18 protein-coding genes are annotated in these 23814 nt (G+C 70.0%); 15 read left to right on the top strand and 3 right to left on the bottom strand.

The genetic code is table 11. From position 1 onward, the window contains the following. Nucleotides 1–177 precede the first annotated feature (177 nt). Nucleotides 178–3204, top strand: a complete 3027-nt coding sequence (gene uvrA / locus AB0L75_RS12360) for an excinuclease ABC subunit UvrA (protein ID WP_365179270.1) — start codon at nucleotides 178–180, stop codon at nucleotides 3202–3204. 174 nt (nucleotides 3205–3378) lie between these two features. Here the strand turns inward: uvrA and AB0L75_RS12365 are convergent, their stop codons facing one another. Further along, nucleotides 3379–4290: a carbohydrate kinase gene (locus tag AB0L75_RS12365; RefSeq protein WP_365179273.1), complete on the bottom strand. Its 912-nt coding sequence runs from the start codon at nucleotides 4288–4290 to the stop codon at nucleotides 3379–3381. Next, nucleotides 4287–5417: a LacI family DNA-binding transcriptional regulator gene (locus tag AB0L75_RS12370; protein WP_365179276.1), complete on the bottom strand. Its 1131-nt coding sequence runs from the start codon at nucleotides 5415–5417 to the stop codon at nucleotides 4287–4289. Before AB0L75_RS12370 ends, AB0L75_RS12365 begins: the two co-directional genes overlap by 4 nt. A 252-nt stretch (nucleotides 5418–5669) precedes the next feature. On the opposite strand from AB0L75_RS12370, the gene AB0L75_RS12375 reads away from it, so the two are divergent. Next, nucleotides 5670–6092, top strand: a complete 423-nt coding sequence (locus AB0L75_RS12375) for a Rieske 2Fe-2S domain-containing protein (RefSeq protein WP_365179279.1) — start codon at nucleotides 5670–5672, stop codon at nucleotides 6090–6092. Nucleotides 6093–6363: 271 nt separating this feature from the next. Here the strand turns inward: AB0L75_RS12375 and AB0L75_RS12380 are convergent, their stop codons facing one another. Beyond that, on the bottom strand, nucleotides 6364–7311 hold the full coding sequence (locus AB0L75_RS12380) for a hypothetical protein (RefSeq protein ID WP_365179282.1): 948 nt from the start codon (nucleotides 7309–7311) through the stop codon (nucleotides 6364–6366). Between the two features lie 282 nt (nucleotides 7312–7593). Here AB0L75_RS12380 and AB0L75_RS12385 point away from each other — a divergent pair, with 282 nt between their 5' ends. From AB0L75_RS12385 to pgi, 13 genes are all read left to right on the top strand, one after another. Next, a complete protein-coding gene (locus AB0L75_RS12385; protein ID WP_365179284.1) occupies nucleotides 7594–8025 on the top strand; it encodes a hypothetical protein in 432 nt (143 codons plus the stop codon). 10 nt (nucleotides 8026–8035) lie between these two features. Continuing rightward, the gene (uvrC, locus tag AB0L75_RS12390) at nucleotides 8036–10132 is read left to right on the top strand and encodes an excinuclease ABC subunit UvrC (protein WP_365179287.1); all 2097 of its coding nucleotides are present in this window, start codon (nucleotides 8036–8038) and stop codon (nucleotides 10130–10132) included. Then, nucleotides 10129–11130 (top strand): RNase adapter RapZ, encoded by a 1002-nt coding sequence (rapZ, locus tag AB0L75_RS12395; RefSeq protein ID WP_365179289.1) that lies wholly within the window; start codon nucleotides 10129–10131, stop codon nucleotides 11128–11130. The genes uvrC and rapZ overlap by 4 nt, the downstream gene beginning before the upstream one ends. After that, a complete protein-coding gene (gene yvcK / locus AB0L75_RS12400) occupies nucleotides 11127–12194 on the top strand; it encodes a uridine diphosphate-N-acetylglucosamine-binding protein YvcK (protein ID WP_365179292.1) in 1068 nt (355 codons plus the stop codon). Before rapZ ends, yvcK begins: the two co-directional genes overlap by 4 nt. After that, nucleotides 12185–13174 (top strand): DNA-binding protein WhiA, encoded by a 990-nt coding sequence (gene whiA / locus AB0L75_RS12405; protein ID WP_067125808.1) that lies wholly within the window; start codon nucleotides 12185–12187, stop codon nucleotides 13172–13174. The genes yvcK and whiA overlap by 10 nt, the downstream gene beginning before the upstream one ends. Before the next feature lie 174 nt (nucleotides 13175–13348). Further along, complete coding sequence (locus AB0L75_RS12410; RefSeq protein ID WP_365179295.1) at nucleotides 13349–16303, top strand: M14 family zinc carboxypeptidase; 2955 nt, start codon at nucleotides 13349–13351, stop codon at nucleotides 16301–16303. A gap of 343 nt (nucleotides 16304–16646) precedes the next feature. Beyond that, nucleotides 16647–17654 (top strand): type I glyceraldehyde-3-phosphate dehydrogenase, encoded by a 1008-nt coding sequence (gene gap / locus AB0L75_RS12415; RefSeq protein WP_365179298.1) that lies wholly within the window; start codon nucleotides 16647–16649, stop codon nucleotides 17652–17654. 135 nt (nucleotides 17655–17789) lie between these two features. Further along, nucleotides 17790–19001 (top strand): phosphoglycerate kinase, encoded by a 1212-nt coding sequence (locus AB0L75_RS12420; RefSeq protein WP_365179301.1) that lies wholly within the window; start codon nucleotides 17790–17792, stop codon nucleotides 18999–19001. A 5-nt stretch (nucleotides 19002–19006) separates the two neighbouring features. After that, complete coding sequence (gene tpiA / locus AB0L75_RS12425; RefSeq protein ID WP_365179303.1) at nucleotides 19007–19783, top strand: triose-phosphate isomerase; 777 nt, start codon at nucleotides 19007–19009, stop codon at nucleotides 19781–19783. Between the two features lie 108 nt (nucleotides 19784–19891). Next, the gene (gene secG / locus AB0L75_RS12430; protein WP_365179306.1) at nucleotides 19892–20128 is read left to right on the top strand and encodes a preprotein translocase subunit SecG; all 237 of its coding nucleotides are present in this window, start codon (nucleotides 19892–19894) and stop codon (nucleotides 20126–20128) included. Nucleotides 20129–20344: 216 nt separating this feature from the next. Next, entirely contained in the window at nucleotides 20345–20680 is a 336-nt protein-coding gene (locus AB0L75_RS12435) for an RNA polymerase-binding protein RbpA (RefSeq protein WP_003976875.1), read from the top strand. A gap of 195 nt (nucleotides 20681–20875) precedes the next feature. Then, the gene (locus AB0L75_RS12440) at nucleotides 20876–22069 is read left to right on the top strand and encodes an MFS transporter (RefSeq protein ID WP_365179814.1); all 1194 of its coding nucleotides are present in this window, start codon (nucleotides 20876–20878) and stop codon (nucleotides 22067–22069) included. 52 nt (nucleotides 22070–22121) lie between these two features. Further along, nucleotides 22122–23774 carry a glucose-6-phosphate isomerase gene (pgi, locus tag AB0L75_RS12445; protein WP_365179309.1) on the top strand — a complete coding sequence of 551 codons (1653 nt, stop codon included), beginning with the start codon at nucleotides 22122–22124 and terminating at the stop codon, nucleotides 23772–23774. The last annotated feature ends 40 nt before the right edge of the window (nucleotides 23775–23814 follow it).

Below are 23814 nucleotides of genomic sequence, written 5' to 3' on the forward strand. Positions count from 1 at the left end.
CCGTCCGCAAATCGAAAGCACGTGCTATATCGTCGAGAGCGGCGTCGGGCATGCTGGATGGCCGGAGGTTGTTATGCAACCGGGCAATCCGACCGGCGTTGTCAGTGGCTCCCCCTAGTCTGAAGAAGCACGGGGGCCCCGCCCCTGTCACTTCTCTCAAGAAAGGTGCGGACCGGCGTGGCCGACCGTCTCATCGTCCGTGGCGCGCGCGAGCACAACCTGAAGAATGTCTCGCTCGACCTGCCTCGTGACTCGCTCATCGTCTTCACGGGCCTGTCCGGGTCGGGCAAGTCCTCCCTGGCCTTCGACACGATCTTCGCGGAGGGCCAGCGCCGCTACGTGGAGTCGCTCTCCTCGTACGCCCGGCAGTTCCTCGGCCAGATGGACAAGCCGGACGTCGACTTCATCGAGGGCCTGTCCCCAGCGGTCTCCATCGACCAGAAGTCGACCTCGCGCAACCCGCGCTCGACGGTCGGCACCATCACCGAGGTCTACGACTATCTGCGTCTGCTCTTCGCACGCATCGGCAAGCCGCACTGCCCCGAGTGCGGCCGCCCGATCTCGCGCCAGTCGCCCCAGGCCATCGTGGACAAGGTCCTGGAGCTGCCGGAGGGGAGCCGCTTCCAGGTGCTCTCCCCGCTGGTGCGCGAGCGCAAGGGCGAGTTCGTCGACCTCTTCGCCGACCTCCAGACCAAGGGCTACTCCCGTGCGCGGGTGGACGGCGAGACCATCCAGCTCTCCGACCCGCCCACGCTGAAGAAGCAGGAGAAGCACACCATCGAGGTGGTCGTCGACCGCCTCACGGTCAAGGACTCCGCCAAGCGCCGCCTCACCGACTCCGTGGAGACCGCGCTCGGCCTGTCCGGCGGCATGATCGTGCTCGACTTCGTCGACCTCCCCGAGGACGACCCCGAGCGCGAGCGCATGTACTCCGAGCACCTGTACTGCCCGTACGACGACCTGTCCTTCGAGGAGCTGGAGCCCCGTTCCTTCTCCTTCAACTCGCCCTTCGGCGCCTGCCCCGAGTGCACGGGCATCGGCACGCGCATGGAGGTCGATCCGGAGCTGATCGTCCCGGACGAGGACAAGTCCCTGGACGAGGGCGCCATCCACCCCTGGTCGCACGGACACACCAAGGACTACTTCGGCCGCCTGGTCGGCGCCCTCGCCGACGCCCTCGGCTTCCGCACGGACATCCCGTTCGCGGGCCTGCCGCAGCGTGCGAAGAAGGCCCTGCTCCACGGCCACAAAACCCAGATCGAGGTCCGGTACCGCAACCGCTACGGCCGAGAGCGCGTGTACACCACGCCCTTCGAGGGCGCGGTTCCGTTCGTGAAGCGCCGGCACAGCGAGGCCGAGAGCGACGCCAGCCGCGAGCGCTTCGAGGGCTATATGCGCGAGGTGCCCTGCCCCACCTGTGAGGGCACGCGCCTGAAGCCGATCGTCCTCGCGGTCACGATCATGGAGAAGTCGATCGCCGAGGTCTCCGCGATGTCGATCAGCGACTGTGCGGACTTCCTGGGCCGGCTGCAGCTGAACGCCCGGGACAAGAAGATCGCCGAGCGGGTCCTGAAGGAGGTCAACGAACGGCTGCGCTTCCTGGTCGACGTCGGCCTGGACTACCTCTCGCTGAACCGCGCGGCCGGCACGCTCTCCGGCGGCGAGGCCCAGCGCATCCGCCTGGCCACCCAGATCGGCTCCGGTCTCGTAGGCGTGCTCTACGTCCTGGACGAGCCGTCCATCGGTCTGCATCAGCGGGACAACCACCGGCTCATCGAGACCCTGGTCCGGCTGCGCGACATGGGCAACACCCTCATCGTCGTGGAGCACGACGAGGACACCATCAAGGTCGCCGACTGGGTCGTGGACATCGGCCCCGGCGCCGGTGAGCACGGCGGCAAGGTCGTGCACAGCGGCTCCCTCAAGGAGCTGCTCGCCAACACCGAGTCGCAGACCGGCGCGTACCTCTCGGGTCGCAAGGCGATCCCGGTCCCCGACATCCGCCGTCCGCGCGACCTGTCCCGGCATCTCACCGTGCACGGCGCCCGAGAGAACAACCTCCAGGACATTGACGTGTCCTTCCCGCTGGGCGTGTTCACGGCCGTCACGGGCGTGTCCGGATCCGGCAAGTCGACGCTGGTCAACGACATCCTCTACACGCACCTGGCCCGCGAGCTGAACGGCGCGAGGAACGTCCCCGGACGGCACACGCGCGTGGACGGCGACGACCTGGTCGACAAGGTCGTGCACGTCGACCAGTCGCCGATCGGCCGCACCCCGCGGTCCAACCCTGCGACGTACACCGGTGTCTTCGACCACATCCGCAAGCTCTTCGCCGAGACCACCGAGGCCAAGGTCCGCGGCTACCTGCCCGGTCGCTTCTCCTTCAACGTCAAGGGCGGCCGCTGCGAGAACTGCGCGGGCGACGGCACGATCAAGATCGAGATGAACTTCCTCCCGGACGTCTACGTCCCGTGCGAGGTCTGCCACGGCGCCCGATACAACCGGGAGACCCTGGAGGTCCACTACAAGGGCAAGTCCATCGCCGATGTGCTGAACATGCCGATCGAGGAGGCCACCGACTTCTTCGAGGCCGTCCCCTCCATCTCCCGGCATCTGAGGACGCTGAAGGACGTCGGCCTCGGCTACGTCCGCCTCGGCCAGTCCGCCACCACTCTCTCCGGCGGTGAGGCCCAGCGCGTGAAGCTGGCCAGCGAACTGCAGAAGCGGTCCACCGGGCGCACGGTCTACGTCCTGGACGAGCCGACCACCGGTCTGCACTTCGAAGACATCAGCAAGCTGCTGAAGGTCCTCGGTGGCCTGGTCGACAAGGGCAACACGGTCATCGTCATCGAGCACAACCTCGACGTGATCAAGACCGCCGACTGGGTCGTGGACATGGGTCCGGAGGGCGGTGCCGGCGGTGGCCTCGTGGTCGCCGAGGGTACGCCCGAGGAGGTCGCCGGGGTTCCGGCCAGCCACACCGGAAAGTTCCTGCGCGAGATCCTCGGCGCCGACCGCATCAGCGACGCGGAGCCGGTGAAGGCTCCGCGTGCCACCACGGTCAGGAAGACGGCCGCGGCGAAGACGGCGGCGAAGAAGACCGTCACAGCCAGGGCCAACAACACGGCGACCAAGAAGGCCGCCGCGGCCACCAAGAAGGCGACGCCCGCGAAGAAGACGACACGGGCACGCAAGGCCTGACATACCACCAAAAAAGCGGCGCCCCGCGGGAACTCCCCGCGGGGCGCCGCTCGTTCCACTATCAGCCACCCCGGCCCCGAGGTCCGACGGGTCCCCGTGTCGCAGGTCCGGCCGCACCTTGACAACAGCAGAGAGGCAGCAGAGCGGAGAGGAAGCGGGCAGGAAAGGGACCGCTCACAGGCCGCCCAGCTCGGCGGCGTACGGCGGCTCGGCCCCCGCCCGTGAGCAGGTGATCGCCGCCGCGCGTGCCGCGAAGCGCAGCAGCCGCGTCCAGCCCTCCGTCCCGAGGGCGGCAAGCGCATCCGCGGACAGCGCGTCCAGAGCGGAAAGCCCATGCAGCAAGGCCGCGTTCACCGTGTCACCGGCGCCGATGGTGTCCACCACGGCGACCTTCTCACCCGGTACGGAGTACTCCGCGCCGTCCCGCGTGAACACGCTCAGACCGTCCCCGCCCCGGGTCACCACGACGGCCGCCGGTCCCGCGGCCAGCCACTCGCCCGGGGTGCCGCCCAGCCACTCGGCGTCCTCCGCGGAGAGCTTCAGCAGCGTCACCGAGGGCAGCCAGCTCTTGAAACGCGCTCGGTAGGCGTCCGCGTCCGGGATCAGCCCCGCCCGGATGTTGGGGTCGAGTGCGGTGAACAGCCCCTGCTGGGCGGCCGCGCGCATCAGCTCTTCATAGGCGCTCGCCCCCGGCTCCAGGACGAGCGAGCAGGTGCCGAAGGACACCGCGCGCGTGCCGGCGGGCAGCGCGGCGGGGGCGGCGAACAGTCGGTCGGCGGTGCCTTCGACATAGAAGGAGTAGGCCGCCGAGCCGCTGCCGTCGATCGTGGCCACGGCCAGGGTCGTCGGCTCCGTCCCGCGCTGCACACCGGACACATCCACCCCCGCCCGCCGCAGCCCGTCGAGCAGGGCCTCGCCGAACGCGTCGTGCGACGTCCGGGAGCAGAAGGCGGTGCGGGAGCCGAGCCGACCGAGGGCCACGGCGGTGTTGTACGGGCCGCCGCCGAGCGCCGGCTTCAGGTCCGCGAGGGCGCCGGAGCCCTGCGGTACCAGGTCGATCAGTGCCTCACCGGCGACGACGATCACGAGGTTGTTCCCTTCTCCGACAGTGTGGATGATGCGATGTCCGCGGGTTCCTCGGACCCGTCCGGCTCCTCCGGGCATCCGCAGGACGTGCGATGGACGAACGCGCACGGCAGCCGCACCGTCCGGGTCGGCCGGCGCGGCTCGTCAAGCCGGTGCAGGAGCACCTGGACGGCCTGCGCGCCCAACTCCCTGCTGGGCTGGGCGATCGCGGTGAGCCGGGGTGAGAACAGATCGGCCCAGGCGAAGTCGTCGAAGCAGCACAGGGCGATGTCGTCCGGCACGGACAGGCCCTGCCGACGCAGGCTGCGCAGGGCACCGATGGTCATCGCGTTGTTGGCGGTGACGAGTGCCGTGGGCGGATCGGGCAGGGCGAACAGGGCGGCCGTGGCCTGCTCGGCACCCGTGGACTCGGAGTTCCCGGACACCAGGAGCCGTTCGTCGTGCGCCAGGCCGGCGGCCGTGAGACCGTCCCGGTAGCCGGACACGCGCTCACTGGTGGTGCTCAGCCCGGGCAGGCCGGCGACCAGGCCGATCCGGCGGTGTCCCAGCCCGGCGAGGTGGGTGACGAGACGGGCGGTCGGTTCGGCGCTCTCGGCACAGACCTGGTCGTACCAGGGCGCGGCCTCGCCGGGGGCGGTGCCGGCTCCACCGGCGATCGCCTTGCCGTCCGTCACGACGGCGTCGATCACCCGGTCCAGGAACACGGTCGGTACGGCATGGCGGCGCAGATAGCCGACCAGATTCTGTGGATGCGAGGAAGGAGCGACGATCATGCCGTCCACCCGGCGCTCATGGAGGAGCTGTACGACCTTGCGTTCGTGCCCCGGGTCGTCATGAGGATCCGCGATGAGCAGGCTGTAGCCCGCTTCCAGGGCAGCGGCCTCGACGCCCTGGAGGATCTCCGTGAAGTACGGGTTGCTGATCGCCGACACCGCGAGCCCGATGGAGCGGGTGCGGGAGGTCACTAGGGAGCGGGCCAGGGTGTTGGGGGTGTAGCCGAGGGCGTCGATGGCGTCCAGCACGGCCTGGCGGGTGTGGGGCAGCACCGGTCGCGTGCCGTTCAGGACATGGGAGACGGTCGCCACGGAGACCCCGGCGCTCCGCGCGACATCGGCCATCGTGGGCATCGCATCTCCCTCCCGGAACCGAGTGAGCACGGCTTTCCGGCCGGGACGGTACCCCATCGACGACCCTCGCGTAAACGCTTGCGTAAGCGTTTACGTCACCCGCCTGCCCTCCACCTGCGCCAGCCGGTGCCCAGCGCCTCGCCCTGACTGCCGCCCCGGCGCCCGCTCCCCGTAGTCGCCACCCCGCTCCAGGGCCGACCCTTCTGCCCGGGTATCGTCGCCCCGCACATCCCTTGAGCAGTGGAGTTCCAGATGCCTGCCCGACCCTCCGCGAGCCGTCGTACCGTCCTTCGAGGGGCCGCAGTGGCCCCCGTCGCCGGGCTCGGCCTGGCCGCGTGCTCGGCGCCGGGCCAGGGCAGCGCGGCCGCCCCGACGGCGCCGGTCGACCTCGGCGCCGAGAGCAAGGTCTCGAAGGGCGCTGCCAAGCTCTACCGGGACCACAACGTGGTCGTCAGCCGTGACGGAAGCGGCACGCTGAAGGCCTACAGCACGATCTGCACGCACGCGGGGTGCCCCATCAACAAGCTGCAGGGCACCACCCTGATCTGCCCCTGCCACGGCAGCCAGTTCGACGCCGTGACGGGCAAGGTGGTCCAGGCGCCGGCCACCGAGCCCTTGGCCGAGCTGCCGGTGAAGACCACGAACGGCAGGATCATCGCCGGCCCGGGCGCCTGACAGTCCCGCCGACACCCCGGCCGCGCAACCGTCCCCCGCACGGTCGACCGCGCAACCGCCTCCCACGGTCGCACCATCGCCACTGTGAAGCGGCACGCCTCCGACCCGCCCGCACGCGCCCACCCGCAGGGCCGCACAGCCGTCGTGGCCCGCTGCGAAACAGCGACCCTGCACCGCACCGCCGAGCCGCCCCTGCCACCCGCACCGCCGAGCCGCCCGGGCGATGGATCCGGGCCCGGGCCGGGTCAACAGGCCTGCCGCCGGGGTGGCTTCAGTCCCACTCCCATGCGATGCCGACGATGCCCGGACGTATCCGCGGCTCGACCACGTGGACGCAGTGGTGTGGGCCGGTGACCGATAGTTCCTGCCGGCCGTTGCGAGGGGCCGCCGCCGAGTGCTGGGTGAAGCGGTGACAGCGGGCCGGTAGCGCGGACGCGTCGAAGCGCACCTGGAGCGCGTACTGGCCGCCGGCGAAGCCGAAGCGGTGGAGGTACTCACGGGAGGGTCCGGCCGTACCGTCCTCGATGCCGTACCGGAAGAGGAAGGTGTCCCCGGAGCGCAGCCGGGTGCCGAAGAGCAGCTCCGCCACCAGCGCGCCCGTCTCCTGGTCCCAGCGGACGCGTCCCGTGCGGCAGTTCTCCAGCGCCCGCACTCTGATGGCGTGCGGGCGGCAGCCGGGGTCGCCGTGGTGCACGGCGACGAAGCGGTCGACCCCGTCGCGGTGGGCACGCACGATGTGGTGGGCCTCGCGGGCGGCCAGCTCGCGGCGGGCGCCGATGCGGACGCACTCGTGGTGGCCCAGGGTGTGCAGCCCGCCGTCGAGGGACCAGCCCAGCTCGGCCCGGAGCCGGTCCAGCACGTCCGAGGCTTCGATCAGGGAGCGGTAGGAGCGCCCCGCGGGGCGGCCGGCCGCCGTGTGCCCGTCGACCTCGGCGAGCAGCCGGATCAGCGACTCGTCCGGCAACTGGAGGATCTCCTCCAGCGCCCGTACGGCCCTCAGCGACTCGGGGCGCTGCGGGCGGCGGGCGCCCTGCTGCCAGTAACTCAGGCTGGTGACACCCACCTTGACCCCATGCCGGGACAGATGGTGCTGGACGCGCTGGAGCGGCAGCCCGCGTGCGGCGATCGCGGCGCGCAGCGCCACATGGAAGGGGCCGCCCCGCAGGGCCGTGTCCAGTTCCGCGGTGGGGAGGTGCGCGTGCTCTGTGGCATGCCGCATGCCGGGGCGCCTTTCTATGAGGTGTCGCTACGGTTGGTCAGACCGTCTGCGCTGGTGTACGGGGCCACCCCCGTGGACGCTGTGAACGCCCGTCACTGTGCACGCCGCCCCCGTATGTGTGCGTGCACGGCCCCGAGTTCCCCCGCATTGAAGCGTGTTGACCAGGCCCCGACAACACCTCGAACCCGCCACGACCGAAGCCGACCGGGTCGCGACGGAGTGTCCGAGCCTTCCGGCACGAGCGTCACGCCCGCCCGCGCCACCCGATGGGAAGATCGGCGTGTGTCGGAGACCTGGACCTTCGCCGGTGAGCGCGCGACGGTGACGGCCGGGGAGGCGGTCGCCACCCTGCGGCGGCGGATCGCCGAGGGCCGTCCCGGCACCTGGCCGACCAGCTCCGCCGGACGCCTGCTGAGCGTGGTGAGCGACACCGACCGCGCGCTGGTGATGGTTCTCGACGAAGAGGACGATCCGGGCGCGCACGCCGCCTCGGCGGGATCCCGCCAGTGGAGTGGGGGCTTCCGGCTCGCGAACGGGCAGTGCGACACCTGCCCGGACGAGGAGACCGCGCCGCTCGGCGAGGCGTTCCGGATCGTCCGGCACATGATCGGTACGGGTCTGCCGCCGGCGGACACGGAGGGTGCGGGGACGGGTGAGCGGCACGGGGGTGGGGGTTGTCCACAGGCCCGACGCGGTGTCGGTGCTCGCCAGTAGGGTGTGAGACATGGCCGACCCCTCCAGCTACCGCCCCAGGCCGGGTGAGATCCCGGACTCTCCGGGGGTGTACAGGTTCCGTGACGAGCACCGCCGAGTGATCTACGTCGGAAAGGCGAAGAGCCTGCGCCAGCGCCTGGCGAACTACTTCCAGGACCTGGCGAACCTGCACCCGCGCACCCGGACGATGGTGACCACCGCCGCGTCCGTGGAGTGGACCGTGGTGTCCACAGAGGTCGAGGCACTCCAGCTGGAGTACTCCTGGATCAAGGAGTACGACCCCCGGTTCAACGTCAAGTACCGCGACGACAAGAGCTACCCGTACCTCGCCGTGACGATGAACGAGGAGTTCCCGCGCGTACAGGTGATGCGCGGTCACAAGAAGAAGGGCGTGCGCTACTTCGGGCCGTACGGGCACGCGTGGGCCATCCGGGACACCGTCGACCTGCTGCTGCGTGTGTTCCCGGTGCGTACCTGCTCGGCCGGAGTGTTCAAGAACGCCGCCCGTACCGGCCGTCCCTGCCTGCTCGGCTACATCGGCAAGTGCTCCGCCCCCTGCGTCGGCCGGATCGGCCCCGAGGACCACCGGGAGCTGGCCGACGAGTTCTGCGACTTCATGGCCGGCCGCACCGGCGCCTACCTCCGCCGTCTGGAGAAGCAGATGATGGAGGCGGCCGAGGAGATGGAGTACGAGCGGGCCGGCCGGCTGCGCGACGACATCGAGGCCCTGAAGAAGGCCATGGAGAAGAACGCCGTCGTGCTCGCCGACGCGACCGACGCCGACCTCATCGCCGTCGCGGAGGACGAGCTGGAGGCGGCCGTGCAGATCTTCCATGTGCGCGGCGGCCGGGTGCGCGGCCAGCGCGGCTGGGTGACCGACAAGGTCGAGGAGATCACCACCGGCGCCCTGGTCGAGCACGCCCTGCAGCAGCTCTACGGAGAGGAGACCGGGGACGCGGTCCCCAAGGAGGTGCTGGTCCCGGCGCTGCCCGAGCCCGCCCTGCCGGTCCAGGAGTGGCTGACCGGCCGCCGCGGGGCGAACGTCTCGCTGCGCATCCCGCAGCGCGGCGACAAGAGGGCGCTCATGGAGACCGTGCAGCGCAACGCCCAGCAGGCCCTCGCGCTGCACAAGACCAAGCGCGCCTCCGACCTGACCACGCGCTCGCGCGCCCTGGAGGAGATCGCCGAGGCCCTCGACCTGGACAGCGCCCCGCTGCGGATCGAGTGCTACGACATCTCGCATCTCCAGGGGGACGACGTGGTCGCCTCCATGGTCGTCTTCGAGGACGGCCTGCAGCGCAAGAGCGAGTACCGCCGCTTCCAGATCAAGGGCTTCGTGGGCCAGGACGACGTCCGCTCCATGCACGAGGTGATCACCCGTCGCTTCAGGCGCTATCTCGCCGAGAAGGAGAAGACGGGGGAGTGGGCCGACGGCTCCGGTACCGAGGACACCCTCACCGGCACAGACGGCACGCTCACCGGCGCGGACACGATCACCGACTCCCTCAAGGACGACGACGGCCGTCCCAGGAAGTTCGCCTACCCGCCGCAGCTGGTCGTCGTCGACGGCGGGCAGCCCCAGGTCGCCGCGGCCCGGCGCGCCCTGGACGAACTGGGCATCGACGACATCGCCGTCTGTGGCCTGGCCAAGCGGCTGGAAGAGGTCTGGGTGCCCGGCGAGGACGACCCGGTGGTCCTGCCCCGCACCAGTGAGGGCCTGTATCTGCTCCAGCGCGTGCGGGACGAGGCCCACCGGTTCGCGATCACCTACCAGCGCACCAAGCGCGCCAAGCGCTTCCGGGCCGGCCCCCTGGACGATGTCCCCGGCCTCGGCGAGACCCGCAAACAGGCGCTCATCAAGCATTTCGGCTCGGTGAAGAAGCTGCGGTCCGCCACAATCGAACAGATCCAGGAGGTGCCCGGGATAGGCCGGAAGACGGCCGAGACGATCGCCGTGGCCCTCGCCCAGGCGGCTCCGGCCGCACCCGCCGTGAACACGGCGACTGGAGAGATCATTGAGGAGGAGGAACCCGAGACGGCGGCGGGTTCCTCGGGGGAGCCCGTAACCGCGGGCTTCCCGGACGAACGACGGGGGCAGGAGACATGACCGAGCACGAAGCACAGCCCACAGAACAGCGAGATCGGGCCCACAAGGAAGCGGGGCAGGATGAGCCACAGCCCCCGGCCCAGGAAAACGGAGCACAGGTGAGCACGGACGGTACGCCGGCCTCGGGCCCGGAGGCGGCCATCCCCGAGCTGGTGATCATCTCCGGTATGTCCGGAGCGGGACGGTCCACGGCGGCCAAGTGTCTGGAGGACCTCGGCTGGTTCGTCGTGGACAACCTCCCGCCCGCCCTCATCCCCACCATGGTGGAGCTGGGCGCCCGCTCACAGGGCAACGTGGCGCGGATCGCGGTCGTCGTGGACGTGCGCGGGCGGCGCTTCTTCGACAATCTGCGCGAGTCCCTCGCCGACCTCGACAGCCGGGGCGTCACACGCCGGATCGTCTTCCTGGAGTCCTCCGACGACGCCCTGGTGCGCCGCTTCGAGTCGGTGCGCCGTCCGCACCCCCTGCAGGGCGACGGCCGCATCGTCGACGGCATCGCCGCCGAGCGCGAGCTGCTGCGCGAGCTGCGCGGCGACGCCGACCTGGTGATCGACACCTCCAGCCTCAACGTGCACGAGCTGCGCGCCAAGATGGACGCCCAGTTCGCCGGCGAGGAGGAGCCCGAGCTGCGGGCCACGGTGATGTCCTTCGGCTTCAAGTACGGCCTGCCGGTCGACGCCGACCTGGTCGCCGACATGCGGTTCCTGCCCAACCCGCACTGGGTCCCGGAGCTGCGCCCGTTCACCGGTCTCAACGAGGAGGTCTCGGCCTATGTGTTCAACCAGCCGGGCGCGAAGGAGTTCCTCGACCGGTACGCCGAACTGCTACGGCTGATCGCGGCCGGCTACCGGCGCGAGGGCAAGCGGTATGTGACCATCGCCATCGGCTGTACCGGTGGCAAGCATCGCTCGGTCGCGATGTCGGAGAAGCTCGCCGCGCGCCTCGCGGCCGAGGGTGTGGAGACGGTGGTCGTGCACCGGGACATGGGACGGGAATGACGGAACGTACACCGCGGCTGAGCCGGCTGCGCCGGATGGTGCCCGAGGCGCGCGCCGGCCGCCCGGCCGAGGCCCGCGGCGCCCGGCCCCGCCGGCGCGGCGCGCAGCCCAAGGTGGTCGCGCTCGGCGGCGGCATGGGCCTGTCGGCCTCACTCGCCGCGCTGCGCCGGATCACCGGGGACCTCACCGCCGTTGTCACCGTGGCCGACGACGGCGGTTCCAGCGGCCGGCTCCGTGACGAGCTGGGCGTGCTGCCGCCCGGCGATCTGCGCAAGGCGCTGGCCGCGCTGTGCGGCGACGACGAGTGGGGCCAGACCTGGGCCCGGGTCATCCAGCACCGCTTCCAGTCCGAGGGCGATCTGCACGAGCACGCGGTCGGCAATCTGCTGATCGTCGCCCTGTGGGAGCAGCTCGGCGACCATGTGCAGGCCCTGGACCTGGTCGGCAAGCTGCTCGGCGCGCACGGCCGGGTGCTGCCCATGTCCGCCGTACCGCTGGAGCTGCAGGCCCTGGTCAAGGGGCACGACCCGGAGCGCCCGGAGGACGTGGACACGGTGCGCGGGCAGGCGACGGTCGCGCTCACGCCCGGCGAGGTGCAGTCGGTGCATCTCGTGCCGAACGACCCGCCGGCGGTCCCGGAGGCCGTGGCGGCGGTCCTGGACGCGGACTGGGTGGTGCTCGGCCCCGGCTCCTGGTTCTCCTCGGTGATTCCGCATCTGCTCGTACCCGAGCTGCTGGACGCCCTGACGGAGACCAAGGCGCGCAAGGTGCTGTCCCTGAACCTCGCCCCGCAGCCGGGAGAAACCGAGGGCTTCTCCCCGCAGCGTCATTTGGAGGTTTTGGGGCGACACGCCCCTAAACTCGCCCTGGACGTGGTGCTGGCCGACGAGGCCGCCGTGCCCGACCGCGACTCGCTCACCGAGGCCGCCAAACGGCTGGGAGCCGCGATCGAGCTGGCGCCTGTGGCCCGGACCGATGGATCACCCCGGCATGATCCGGAGCTGCTGGCCGCCGCGTACGACCGTATTTTTCGGATGCATGGAAGGATCGGCCCATGGCGATGACGGCAGCGGTGAAGGACGAGATCTCCCGGCTCCCCGTCACCCGGACCTGCTGCAGGAAGGCGGAGGTCTCCGCCATTCTGCGGTTCGCCGGCGGCCTTCACCTGGTGAGCGGGCGCATCGTGATCGAGGCGGAGCTGGACACCGCGATGGCGGCCCGCCGGCTCAAGCGGGACATCCTGGAGATCTTCGGGCACAGCTCCGAGCTGATCGTGATGGCGCCCGGCGGGCTGCGCCGCGGCTCGCGTTATGTCGTACGGGTCGTCGCGGGCGGTGACCAGCTGGCCCGCCAGACGGGCCTCGTGGACGGCCGGGGCCGCCCGATCCGGGGGCTGCCCCCGCAGGTGGTCTCCGGGGCCACCTGCGATGCGGAGGCCGCCTGGCGCGGGGCCTTCCTGGCGCACGGCTCGCTGACCGAGCCGGGCCGTTCCTCCTCCCTGGAGGTGACCTGCCCGGGGCCGGAGGCCGCGCTCGCGCTGGTCGGCGCCGCCCGCCGGCTGTCGATCGCCGCGAAGGCCCGTGAGGTGCGCGGCGTGGACCGCGTGGTGGTCCGGGACGGCGACGCGATCGGCGCGCTGCTGACCCGGCTCGGCGCCCACGAGTCCGTGCTGGCCTGGGAGGAGCGCCGGATGCGCCGCGAGGTGCGGGCGACGGCCAACCGGCTCGCCAACTTCGACGACGCCAACCTGCGCCGTTCGGCCCGTGCCGCCGTGGCCGCGGGTGCCCGCGTGCAGCGGGCCCTGGAGATCCTCGGCGAGGAGGTGCCCGAGCACCTCGCGGCCGCCGGCCGACTGCGCATGGAGCACAAGCAGGCCTCGCTGGAGGAGCTGGGCGCGCTCGCCGATCCGCCGCTGACCAAGGACGCGGTCGCGGGCCGTATCCGCCGGCTGCTGGCGATGGCCGACAAGCGCGCCGCCGACCTGGGCATCCCGGGCACGGAGGCCAACCTCTCGGAGGAGCTGGCGGACAACCTGGCCGGCTGACCGCCCGTCCGTCAACAGGCCGGTGCCGTGGCCCAGTTGGGGCTTCGGCACCGGCTTTCGCGCACCTGACGCATCCTCATTTGCGTGGCTGTCAGGCGCTCTTGACTCGATCATGGACTGACATGAGCCTGGCAACCTGTTCGCCGCTGTGGCGGACCACCGCTAGGGGGGTTCATGAGACACAGAGCGAGATCGATCCTCGCTGTCGGCGCGCTTCTGTTCGGCGGAGCGAGCCTCGCACCCGTAGCCCAGGCACAGAGCGGAAGCCCGGCGAAGTCCGACCCGGACCAGGTCAAGGTCTTCCGTGCCGACGTCACCAAGGCGCAGATACCCCTGCTCCTCAAGGCCGGACAGGACGGTGACGAACTCGGCGAGCAGGTCAGCGGACACGGAAAGTCCCAGGTCGAGGTCTACCTCACCGACCAGCAGGCCGCGAAGCTGCGCACACAGGGCGTCGACCTCACCGAGCACACCGTCCCGGCCAGGGCGCAGGCGCGCGCCGAGAAGGCGTCCCAGGGAGTGTTCCGTCCGTACAGTGGCGCCGGCGGGCTGAAACAGGAGATTCTCGACACCGCGCAGGCCAACCCCGACCTCACCAAGGTCGAATCGATCGGCAAGACGGTCAACGGCCAGGACATCCTCGCGCTCAGACTGACCAAGAACGCGAAGAGACCGGACGACGGCTCCAAGCCGGCCGTGCTGTACCTGTCCAACCAGCACGCGCGCGAGTGGATCACGCCGGAGATGACCCGGCGTCTGATGCACTACTACCTGGACAACTACCGTACCGACAGACGCATCCGGAAGATCGTCGACTCGACGGAACTGTGGTTCGTGATCTCGGCCAACCCCGACGGCTACGACTACACGTTCAAGGACTCGACGACCCGCCTGTGGCGCAAGAACCTGCGGGACGTCAACGGCGACGGCGTCATCGGCGCGGGTGACGGCGTCGACCTCAACCGCAACTTCCCCTACAAGTGGGGCTACGACGACGAGGGTTCGTCCCCGAACCCCACCAGCGAGACCTACCGCGGCGCGAGCCCCGAGTCCGAGCCCGAGACCAAGGCGCTCGACGGCTTCGAGAAGCGCATCGGGTTCCGGTACGCCGTCAACTACCACTCCGCCGCCGAACTCCTCCTCTACGGCGTCGGCTGGCAGGTCGCCACCCCGACTCCGGACGACGTCCTCTACAAGGCGCTCGCCGGGACCCCCGACAACCCGGCGATCCCCGGCTACCATTCGCAGCTCTCCTCGGAGCTGTACACCACCAACGGCGAGGCGGACGGGCACGCCTCGAACGTCAACGGTATCGCCATGTTCACTCCCGAGATGTCGACCTGCCAGACCGCGTCGAACATCGACCCGAACGACGCCTGGAAGCCCGAGGACTGCCCGTCGGTCTTCAGCTTCCCCGACGACGAGAAGCTGATCCAGCAGGAGTTCGCCAAGAACATCCCGTTCGCGCTCTCCGTCGCCGAGACCGCCGTACACCCGGACAGGCCGGTCTCCTCGGTCGGGCTGAGCGCCGCCGACTTCACCCCGGCCGCGTTCCCCACGTCGTACTCCCGGGGCGCTGACCAGGAGGTCTCCGTCGTCGTCCGCAAGGCGATCCGCGACAAGGAGCTGAAGTACCGCGTCAACGGCGGCCACGTCCTCGACCAGGCGCTCCGGCACTGGAAGGGCGGCGAGACCTACGGCGGGAAGGACGACCTGTACTTCGACGAGTACCGGGCCAAGGTCCAGGACGGCGGACCGGGCGACAAGGTCGAGGTGTGGTTCACCGGCGAGACGGAGAACGGCAGGAAGGTCTCCAGCTCGCACTTCACCTACACCGTCGCCGAGCGGCCCAAGGCCGACACGCTCGTCGTCGCCGAGGAGGGCGCGGCGGCCACGCAGGCGCAGAAGTACGTGGACGCGCTGAAGGCGGCCGGGCACAAGGCGATCGTGTGGGACGTCGCCACCCAGGGCGCCCCGGACGCGCTCGGCGTGCTGAAGCACTTCCGGACCGTCGTGCACTACTCCGGCACGAACGGCCCCGGCAACGCCACCCAGCTCCAGCTGCGCGCCTACCTCAACGAGGGCGGCAGGCTGATCGAGGCCGGCGAGCTGGCCGGCGGCAGCGTCGACCTCGGCGGCGGCACCCTCTCGGACGACTTCAGCCAGTACTACCTGGGCGCCTACAGCCGTACGTCGACCAAGGGCGCCACCGGGTTCACCGGCTCCGGTGCCCTCGACGGCTACACCGGCGCCCTCGGTGACGCCTCCGGCAACCCGCTGGACCAGGCCGGCACCTACGGTGTCACCTCCGACGCGCTGTCGGCCGCCACGTACCCGCAGTTCAAGAGCGCGGGTGCGGGCCGGTTCGGCGGGACCGTCAATCCGTACGGGCCGTACTCCGGCTCGTACATGGCCGCCGCCGTGCACACCGACGACGCCTACAAGCGTCTTACCCGCACCATCGACCTCACCGGTGTCAGCGCCGCCGACAAGCCGGCCCTGAGCACGCGGCTGCTGTGGGACACCGAACCGGGCTACGACCACGCGGTGATCGAGGCGCACACCGTCGGTGCCGACGACTGGACGACCCTGCCGGAGGCCGGAGGGGCCACGAAGAGTGCCGTACCGGCGGACTGCGGGGAAGGGTTCCTGATCGCCGAGCACCCGTGGCTGAAGCACTATCTGACGCTCGCGGACCACGCCTGCACCGCGACCGGCACGAGCGGCTCCTGGAACAGCCTCACCGGCAGCTCCGGCGGCTGGCGGCAGGCCACGTTCGATCTGAGCGGCTACGCCGGGAAGTCCGTCGAGGTGTCCATCAGCTACATCACCGACCCGGGCACCGGCGGACACGGCGTCCTCGTGGACGACGCCTCGCTCGTCGTCGGCGGCACGGTGAAGGAGACCGAGGGATTCGAGTCGTCCCTCGGTGCCTGGCACGTGCCCGGACCGCCCGCGGGCAGCCCGGCGGTGCTGAAGGACTGGGCGCGCTCCGGGACGCTGTTCCAGACGTACGGAGCGGTCGCCACGCACGACACCGTGCTGCTCGGTTTCGGTCTGGAGCAGGTGCCGTCGGCGGCCGATCGGGCTGCCCTGCTGAGGAAGTCGTTCGCTTCGCTCGGCGGGTGAGGGGCGCCACGTTGACAGATCCCGCTCGCCTTGTTCCAACAGGTGAGCGGGAGCCCTCTCAACGGTGCGTCGAAGGGGCCCTGATCAAGTGAGCCGACCCGCTCACGAACGAGTGAAGACGACGTAAAAACCACCCGGCATTCCGTACCAAATACGGGTGAATCCACTGCCGATCCGGGACGGTCCGTACCCCTACTGGCGGGTACGGAACGCCTGCCCGTGTATGGGCCATCTCGATGTCACCCCGGGGCCCGCAGGGAGGTAGGGTCGTGGGTGGTCGGGGACATCCCAAACAGAGCTCGCCGGCACCGCATGGCCGGCGTACCAACGAGGAGATCGGTTCGTGACGATCCGCGTAGGCATCAACGGCTTCGGCCGTATCGGTCGTAACTACTTCCGCGCGCTGCTGGAGCAGGGTGCGGACATCGAGGTTGTGGCTGTCAACGACCTGGGTGACACCGCCACCACGGCGCACCTGCTCAAGTACGACACGATCCTGGGTCGCCTCAAGCAGGAGGTCTCCCACACCGCCGACACCATCACCGTGGACGGCCACACCATCAAGGTGCTCTCCGAGCGGAACCCGGCCGACATCCCCTGGGGCGAGCTGGGCGTCGACATCGTCATCGAGTCGACCGGCATCTTCACCAAGAAGGAAGACGCCGCGAAGCACATCGCCGGTGGCGCGAAGAAGGTCCTCATCTCGGCCCCGGCCAAGGACGAGGACATCACCATCGTGATGGGCGTCAACCAGGACAAGTACGAGCCGGCGAACCACCACGTCATCTCCAACGCCTCCTGCACCACCAACTGTGTGGCGCCGATGGCGAAGGTCCTCGACGAGAACTTCGGCATCGTCAAGGGTCTGATGACCACGGTGCACGCGTACACGAACGACCAGCGCATCCTGGACTTCCCGCACAAGGACCTGCGCCGCGCCCGTGCCGCCGCCGAGAACATCATCCCGACCACGACCGGTGCCGCCAAGGCCACCGCGCTGGTCCTCCCGCAGCTCAAGGGCAAGCTGGACGGCATCGCCATGCGCGTCCCGGTCCCGACCGGCTCGGTCACCGACCTGGTCGTCGAGCTCGGCCGCGAGGTCACCAAGGAAGAGGTCAACGCCGCCTTCCAGAAGGCCGCCGAGGGCGAGCTGAAGGGCCTCCTGGACTACACCGAGGACCCGATCGTCTCCTCCGACATCGTCAACGCCCCGGCGTCCTGCACCTTCGACTCCTCCCTGACCATGGTCCAGGAGGGCAAGAACGTGAAGATCATCGGCTGGTACGACAACGAGTGGGGCTACTCCAACCGCCTCGTGGACCTCACGGTCTTCGTCGGCGGCCAGCTCTGATCGCAAACAGCAGGACCACGCGGTGAGAACAGGGCTCGGGCAGCGCACAGGCGCGCTGCCCGGGCCCTGTGCCGCGTACTGACCACGGCCTTTTACGATCAGGTGCACCACGAGCCCTCCTCAGGAGTCCACTCAATGAAGACGATCGACGAACTTCTCGCCGACGGCGTGAGCGGCAAGCGGGTCTTCGTCCGCGCCGACCTCAACGTGCCGCTGGCCGACGGGACGATCACCGACGACGGCCGCATCCGCGCCGTCCTGCCCACCATCAAGGCCCTGGTGGACGCCGGCGCCAAGGTGGTCGTCGCCTCGCACCTGGGCCGCCCCAAGGGCGCCCCGGACCCCGCCTTCTCGCTGCTGCCCGCCGCCGAGCGCCTCGGTGAACTCCTCGGCGCCCCGGTCGCCTTCGCCCAGGACACCATCGGCCCGGCCGCCCACGACGCCGTGGACGGCCTGGAGCCCGGCCAGGTCGCGGTCATCGAGAACCTGCGCTTCAACCCGGGCGAGACCTCCAAGGACGACGCCGAGCGCGGCGAGTTCGCCGACCGGCTCGCGGCCCTCGCGGACGTCTACGTCGGTGACGGCTTCGGCGCCGTCCACCGCAAGCACGCCTCCGTGTACGACCTGCCGAACAAGCTGCCGAACTACGCCGGCTGCCTCATCGCCACCGAGGTCGGCGTCCTGAAGAAGCTCACCGAGGACGTCAAGCGCCCCTACGTCGTCGCGCTCGGCGGCGCCAAGGTCTCCGACAAGCTCGCCGTCATCGACGAACTGCTCGGCAAGGCCGACCGCCTGCTCATCGGCGGCGGCATGGCCTACACCTTCCTCAAGGCCAAGGGCTACGAGGTCGGCATCTCCCTCCTGCAGGAGGACCAGGTTCCGGTCGTCACCGAGTACATGGAGCGCGCCGCGAAGACCGGCGTGGAGCTGGTGCTCCCCGTCGACGTCCTGGTCTCCCGGGAGTTCCCGGACCTGAAGACCAAGGCGCCGGCCGACTACACCGTGGTCGACGCGGACAAGATCCCCGCCGACCAGGAGGGCCTGGACATCGGCCCCAAGACCCGAGAGCTGTACGCCTCGAAGCTCGCCGACGCCGCGACCGTCTTCTGGAACGGTCCCATGGGCGTCTTCGAGCACCCCGACTACGCCGGAGGCACCCGGGCCGTCGCCCAGGCACTCGTCGACTCGGACGGCTTCACCGTCGTCGGCGGCGGTGACTCCGCCGCGGCCGTGCGCACGCTCGGCTTCGACGAGAACACATTCGGCCACATCTCGACCGGTGGCGGCGCCTCCCTCGAATACCTCGAGGGCAAGACGCTCCCCGGCCTCGCCGCACTGGAGGACTGACCTCAATGAGCACGCGCACGCCGCTGATGGCGGGCAACTGGAAGATGAACCTCAACCACCTCGAGGCCATCGCGCACGTCCAGAAGCTCGCCTTCGCCCTGGCCGACAAGGACTACGACGCCGTCGAGGTCGCCGTCCTGCCGCCCTTCACCGACCTGCGCTCGGTGCAGACCCTGGTGGACGGCGACAAACTCAAGATCAAGTACGGTGCCCAGGACATCTCGCAGCACGACTCCGGTGCCTACACCGGCGAGATCTCGGGCCCGATGCTGGCCAAGCTGAAGTGCACCTACGTGGTCATCGGCCACTCGGAGCGCCGCCAGTACCACGCCGAGACCGACGAGCTGGTCAACGCCAAGGTCAAGGCCGCCTACAAGCACGGCCTCACCCCGATCCTGTGCATCGGCGAGGAGCTGGACGTCCGCGAGGCGGGCAACCACGTCACCCACACCCTCGCCCAGCTCGAGGGCGGCCTGAAGGACCTCCCGGCCGATCAGGCCGAGACCATCGTGATCGCCTACGAGCCCGTGTGGGCCATCGGCACCGGCAAGGTCTGCGGCTCCGAGGACGCCCAGGAGGTCTGCGCCGCCATCCGTGCCAGGATCGCCGAGCTGTACTCGCAGGACGTGGCCGGCAAGGTCCGCATCCAGTACGGCGGCTCCGTGAAGTCGGGCAACGTCGCCGAGATCATGGCCCAGGCCGACATCGACGGCGCCCTGGTCGGCGGCGCCTCGCTGGACGCCGACGAATTCGTCAAGATCGTGCGTTTCCGCGATCAGTAGGACGAGCTGTGAGTAGGCGGTAGCGACGATACGTCGTACCCTTGCGGGGGCACAGCCGAGGTGCCGTGCCCCCGTCGTCCATCCGAATCCGAGGAAGTTGGTCCAGCCGTGGTTTTGGGGTTCTCGATCGCCCTGATCGTCTTCAGCCTGCTGCTGATGCTGCTGGTGCTGATGCACAAGGGGAAGGGCGGCGGCCTCTCCGACATGTTCGGTGGCGGCATGCAGTCCTCCGTCGGCGGCTCCTCGGTCGCCGAGCGCAACCTCGACCGGATCACCATCGTGATCGGCCTGGGGTGGTTCGCGTGCATCATCGTCCTCGGCATCCTGATGAAGTCGAACAGCTGATATTCCGCGCAGCGCACACATCACGCATATTCGGTACGTAAGGCCCCATGTTCGGTACGCGCTCCTGAGCGCGGCCTATCATGGGGCTTGCGTCTGGGTGAGGGGGTTGTAACTCCAATCACTGGACGCGCGTTGGGCCTTACGTAGACTGAGGCGCTCGCAGCGGAGCGAAACGCCGACTCGCTTCGCGGCACCATCACGCAGGGAGTTACGACCGTGGCAAGTGGCAACGCGATCCGAGGAAGCCGGGTCGGGGCGGGGCCGATGGGCGAGGCCGAGCGCGGCGAGTCCGCGCCGCGTCTGCGCATCTCCTTCTGGTGCTCCAACGGGCATGAGACGCAGCCCAGCTTCGCCAGCGACGCGCAGGTACCCGAGACCTGGGACTGCCCGCGCTGCGGCTTCCCCGCCGGTCAGGACCGGGACAACCCGCCGGATCCGCCGCGCACCGAACCGTACAAGACGCATCTCGCGTATGTGCGGGAGCGGCGCAGCGACGCGGACGGCGAGGCGATCCTCGCCGAGGCGCTCGCGAAACTGCGGGGCGAGATCTAGGACTTACACCGGCCGGGCGCCCGAAGGTGCCTGGCCGGAGCCGTATCCGCCCGCGGGCCCGGCCGATTGTCAGTGGTGACCTCTACGGTGTGTGTACCTGGACATCGTGAGGGGGGAGCTGTGGCTGCGGTCGAGGGAAAGAGCGGGCCTGCGCCTGCGTGGCGCGGGGGATTCGGACGGCTGTGGACGGCCGCCGTGGTCTCCCGGTTCGGGGACGCGTTACGCAATTCCGCGCTGCCCCTGCTCGCCGTGCGGCTCAGTGACGAACCACTGGTCATCGCCTCGGTGACCGCCTGCGGCTATGTCCCCTGGCTGCTCTTCGGGCTCCTGGGCGGGGCCGTTGCCGACCGGGTCGACCAGCGCCGGGCGATGTGGGCCGTGGACACGGTGCGCGGCCTGCTCGTGGCCGCGTTCGCCCTGGTCGTGGGGCTGGGCCACGCCTCGATCCCGCTGCTGCTCGCCCTCGCCTTCGCGCTGACCACGCTCCAGACACTCTTCGACAACGCCTCCACGGCCCTGCTGCCCTCGCTGGTGGACCGCAAGGCCCTGGGCGGGGCCAACGCCCGGCTGCTGACCGGACAGCAGATCGCCGGCGGGCTGCTCGCCGCTCCGCTCGTGCCGCTGCTGCTGACGGCGGGCGCGTTCATGCCCTTCGCGGCCGACGCGAGCACGTTCCTGGTGGCCGCCGCCCTGGTCGCGTCCCTGCGGATACGGCCGCCGGAGCGCGCACCCCGGCCCACGGGCAGCACCCTCAGGACGGAGATCGGCGCGGGCCTGCGCGCTCTGTGGGGCGACCGGGCACTGCGGGCGACCTGCCTGGCCACGCTGCTGTGCAACATCGGGATGGGCGCCCTGATCGCCACCCTTGCGTTGCACGTGACGCGCTGGCTGGACGTGGGCAACGCCGGATACGCGGCCGCGATGACGGCATTCTCGGTCGGCAGCATCACGGGCGGATTCCTCGCGCAGCGCCTCGCGCGCCGCACCGGGCGGGTGCGGGCCCTGCTGGTCGCCGGCAGCGTGCAGACGGCGTCACTGCTGCTCATCGGATCCGTCCGGCACCTGGCCGCGCTCGTCACCGGCATGCTGCTGCTCGGCGCCATGAACATAGTCTGGAACGTCAACCAGGTCACCCTGATGCAGCAGCGCAGCCCCGAGGCCATGGTGGGGCGTATCGCCTCCGCGTTCCGCACGGCCTCGACGTCCGGCGCCCCGCTCGGCGCGCTCCTCGGCGGAGTGGCGGCCCGGACGTACGGGCTGAACGGCCCGGCCCTGTTCGCCGCCGTCCTCTTCTTCTTCGCCGTCACCGCCCTGATACCGGCCCGCAAGCCGGACGTACCTGTTGTTGCGCCGGACGACGCCATGACGACGGCTCGTGCCGCGCGCTGATCAATTAGGTTGGAACAGCTGGGACAGGGACGAAAGAAGGCGGAAGTCGGAAATGAACGCAGACGGCCGTACCAGGCTCAACCAGACGCCCGAATGGACCGCTCTCGCCAAGCACCGGGAGGAGCTGGCCGACACCCGTCTCAGGGAGCTGTTCGCCGCCGATCCCGGGCGCGGTGAGGGGTACACGCTCCAGGTCGGCGATCTGTATCTCGACTACTCGAAGCACCTGGTCACCGATGAGACGCTGCGGCTGCTGCGCGAGCTGGCCGCCGCCACGGACGTGTTCGGGCTCAGGGACGCCATGTTCCGCGGCGAGAAGGTCAACGTCACCGAGAACCGGGCGGTGCTGCACACCGCGCTGCGCGCCCCGCGCGACGCGGTGATCGAGGTCGACGGCGAGAACGTGGTGCCGAAGGTCCACGCCGTGCTCGACAAGATGGCGGACTTCGCGGGCCGCGTCCGGTCCGGCGTCTGGACCGGTCACACCGGCCGGCGCATCAAGAACGTGATCAACGTCGGCATCGGCGGCTCCGACCTCGGCCCCGCGATGGCCTACGAGGTGCTGCGGAGCTTCACCGACCGCGACCTGACGGTCCGCTTCGTCTCCAACGTGGACGGCGCCGACCTGCACGAGGCCACCCGCGACCTGGACCCGGCCGAGACGCTGTTCATCATCGCCTCCAAGACCTTCACCACCATCGAGACGATCACCAACGCCACCTCCGCCCGCACCTGGCTGCTGGCCGCGCTCGGTGACGAGGCCGCGGTGGCCAGGCACTTCGTCGCCCTGTCGACCAACGCCGAGAAGGTCGCCGAGTTCGGCATCGACCCGGACAACATGTTCGAGTTCTGGGACTGGGTCGGCGGCCGGTACTCGTACGACTCGGCGATCGGGCTGTCGCTGATGATCGCGATCGGCGCCGACCGCTTCCGTGAGATGCTCGACGGCTTCCGGCTGGTCGACGACCACTTCCGCACCGCCCCGGCCGAGGCCAACGCGCCTTTGCTTCTCGGTCTGCTGGGTATCTGGTACGGCAATTTCCACGACGCCCAGTCGCACGCCGTCCTGCCGTACAGCCACTATCTGTCGAGGTTCACCGCCTACCTCCAGCAGCTGGACATGGAGTCCAACGGCAAGTACGTGGCGCGGGACGGCGGGCAGGTCGACTGGCAGACCGGGCCGGTGGTCTGGGGCACGCCGGGCACCAACGGCCAGCACGCCTACTACCAGTTGATCCACCAGGGCACCAAGCTGATCCCGGCGGACTTCATCGGCTTCGCCGAGCCGGTGGCCGAGCTGAGCCGTGAACTGAAGGCGCAGCACGACCTGTTGATGGCGAACTTCTTCGCCCAGACCCAGGCCCTCGCCTTCGGCAAGACCGCCGAGGAGGTCCGCGCCGAGGGTGTGCCGGAAGAGCTGGTCGCGCACAAGACCTTCCAGGGCAACCGGCCGACGACGACCATCCTCGCGAAGGAACTCACCCCCTCCGTCCTCGGCCAGCTGATCGCCCTCTACGAACACAAGGTGTTCGTGCAGGGCGCGGTGTGGAACATCGACTCCTTCGACCAGTGGGGCGTCGAACTCGGCAAGGTGCTCGCCAAGCGCGTGGAGCCCGCCCTGACCGAGGGGGCGGAGGTGCCGGGACTGGACGCCTCGAGCAAGGCGCTGGTCGCCAAGTACCGCAGGCTGCGCGGCCGGAGCTGACTGCCGGCCCGGACGGGGGCGGCGCGGGACGCCGGGCGAC

Source organism: Streptomyces sp. NPDC052101, assembly GCF_040680235.1.
In the GTDB taxonomy this organism is placed as follows: domain Bacteria; phylum Actinomycetota; class Actinomycetes; order Streptomycetales; family Streptomycetaceae; genus Streptomyces.

What these genes read in the sequence shown, in the direction of transcription:
- AB0L75_RS12370 (WP_365179276.1), bottom strand. Translation starts at nt 5,417, where the DNA reads ATGCCCACGATGGCCGATGTCGCGCGGAGCGCCGGGGTCTCCGTGGCG.
- AB0L75_RS12375 (WP_365179279.1), top strand. Translation starts at nt 5,670, where the DNA reads ATGCCTGCCCGACCCTCCGCGAGCCGTCGTACCGTCCTTCGAGGGGCC.
- AB0L75_RS12380 (WP_365179282.1), bottom strand. Translation starts at nt 7,311, where the DNA reads ATGCGGCATGCCACAGAGCACGCGCACCTCCCCACCGCGGAACTGGAC.
- uvrC (WP_365179287.1), top strand. Translation starts at nt 8,036, where the DNA reads ATGGCCGACCCCTCCAGCTACCGCCCCAGGCCGGGTGAGATCCCGGAC.
- rapZ (WP_365179289.1), top strand. Translation starts at nt 10,129, where the DNA reads ATGACCGAGCACGAAGCACAGCCCACAGAACAGCGAGATCGGGCCCAC.
- yvcK (WP_365179292.1), top strand. Translation starts at nt 11,127, where the DNA reads ATGACGGAACGTACACCGCGGCTGAGCCGGCTGCGCCGGATGGTGCCC.
- whiA (WP_067125808.1), top strand. Translation starts at nt 12,185, where the DNA reads ATGGCGATGACGGCAGCGGTGAAGGACGAGATCTCCCGGCTCCCCGTC.
- AB0L75_RS12410 (WP_365179295.1), top strand. Translation starts at nt 13,349, where the DNA reads ATGAGACACAGAGCGAGATCGATCCTCGCTGTCGGCGCGCTTCTGTTC.
- AB0L75_RS12420 (WP_365179301.1), top strand. Translation starts at nt 17,790, where the DNA reads ATGAAGACGATCGACGAACTTCTCGCCGACGGCGTGAGCGGCAAGCGG.
- tpiA (WP_365179303.1), top strand. Translation starts at nt 19,007, where the DNA reads ATGAGCACGCGCACGCCGCTGATGGCGGGCAACTGGAAGATGAACCTC.
- pgi (WP_365179309.1), top strand. Translation starts at nt 22,122, where the DNA reads ATGAACGCAGACGGCCGTACCAGGCTCAACCAGACGCCCGAATGGACC.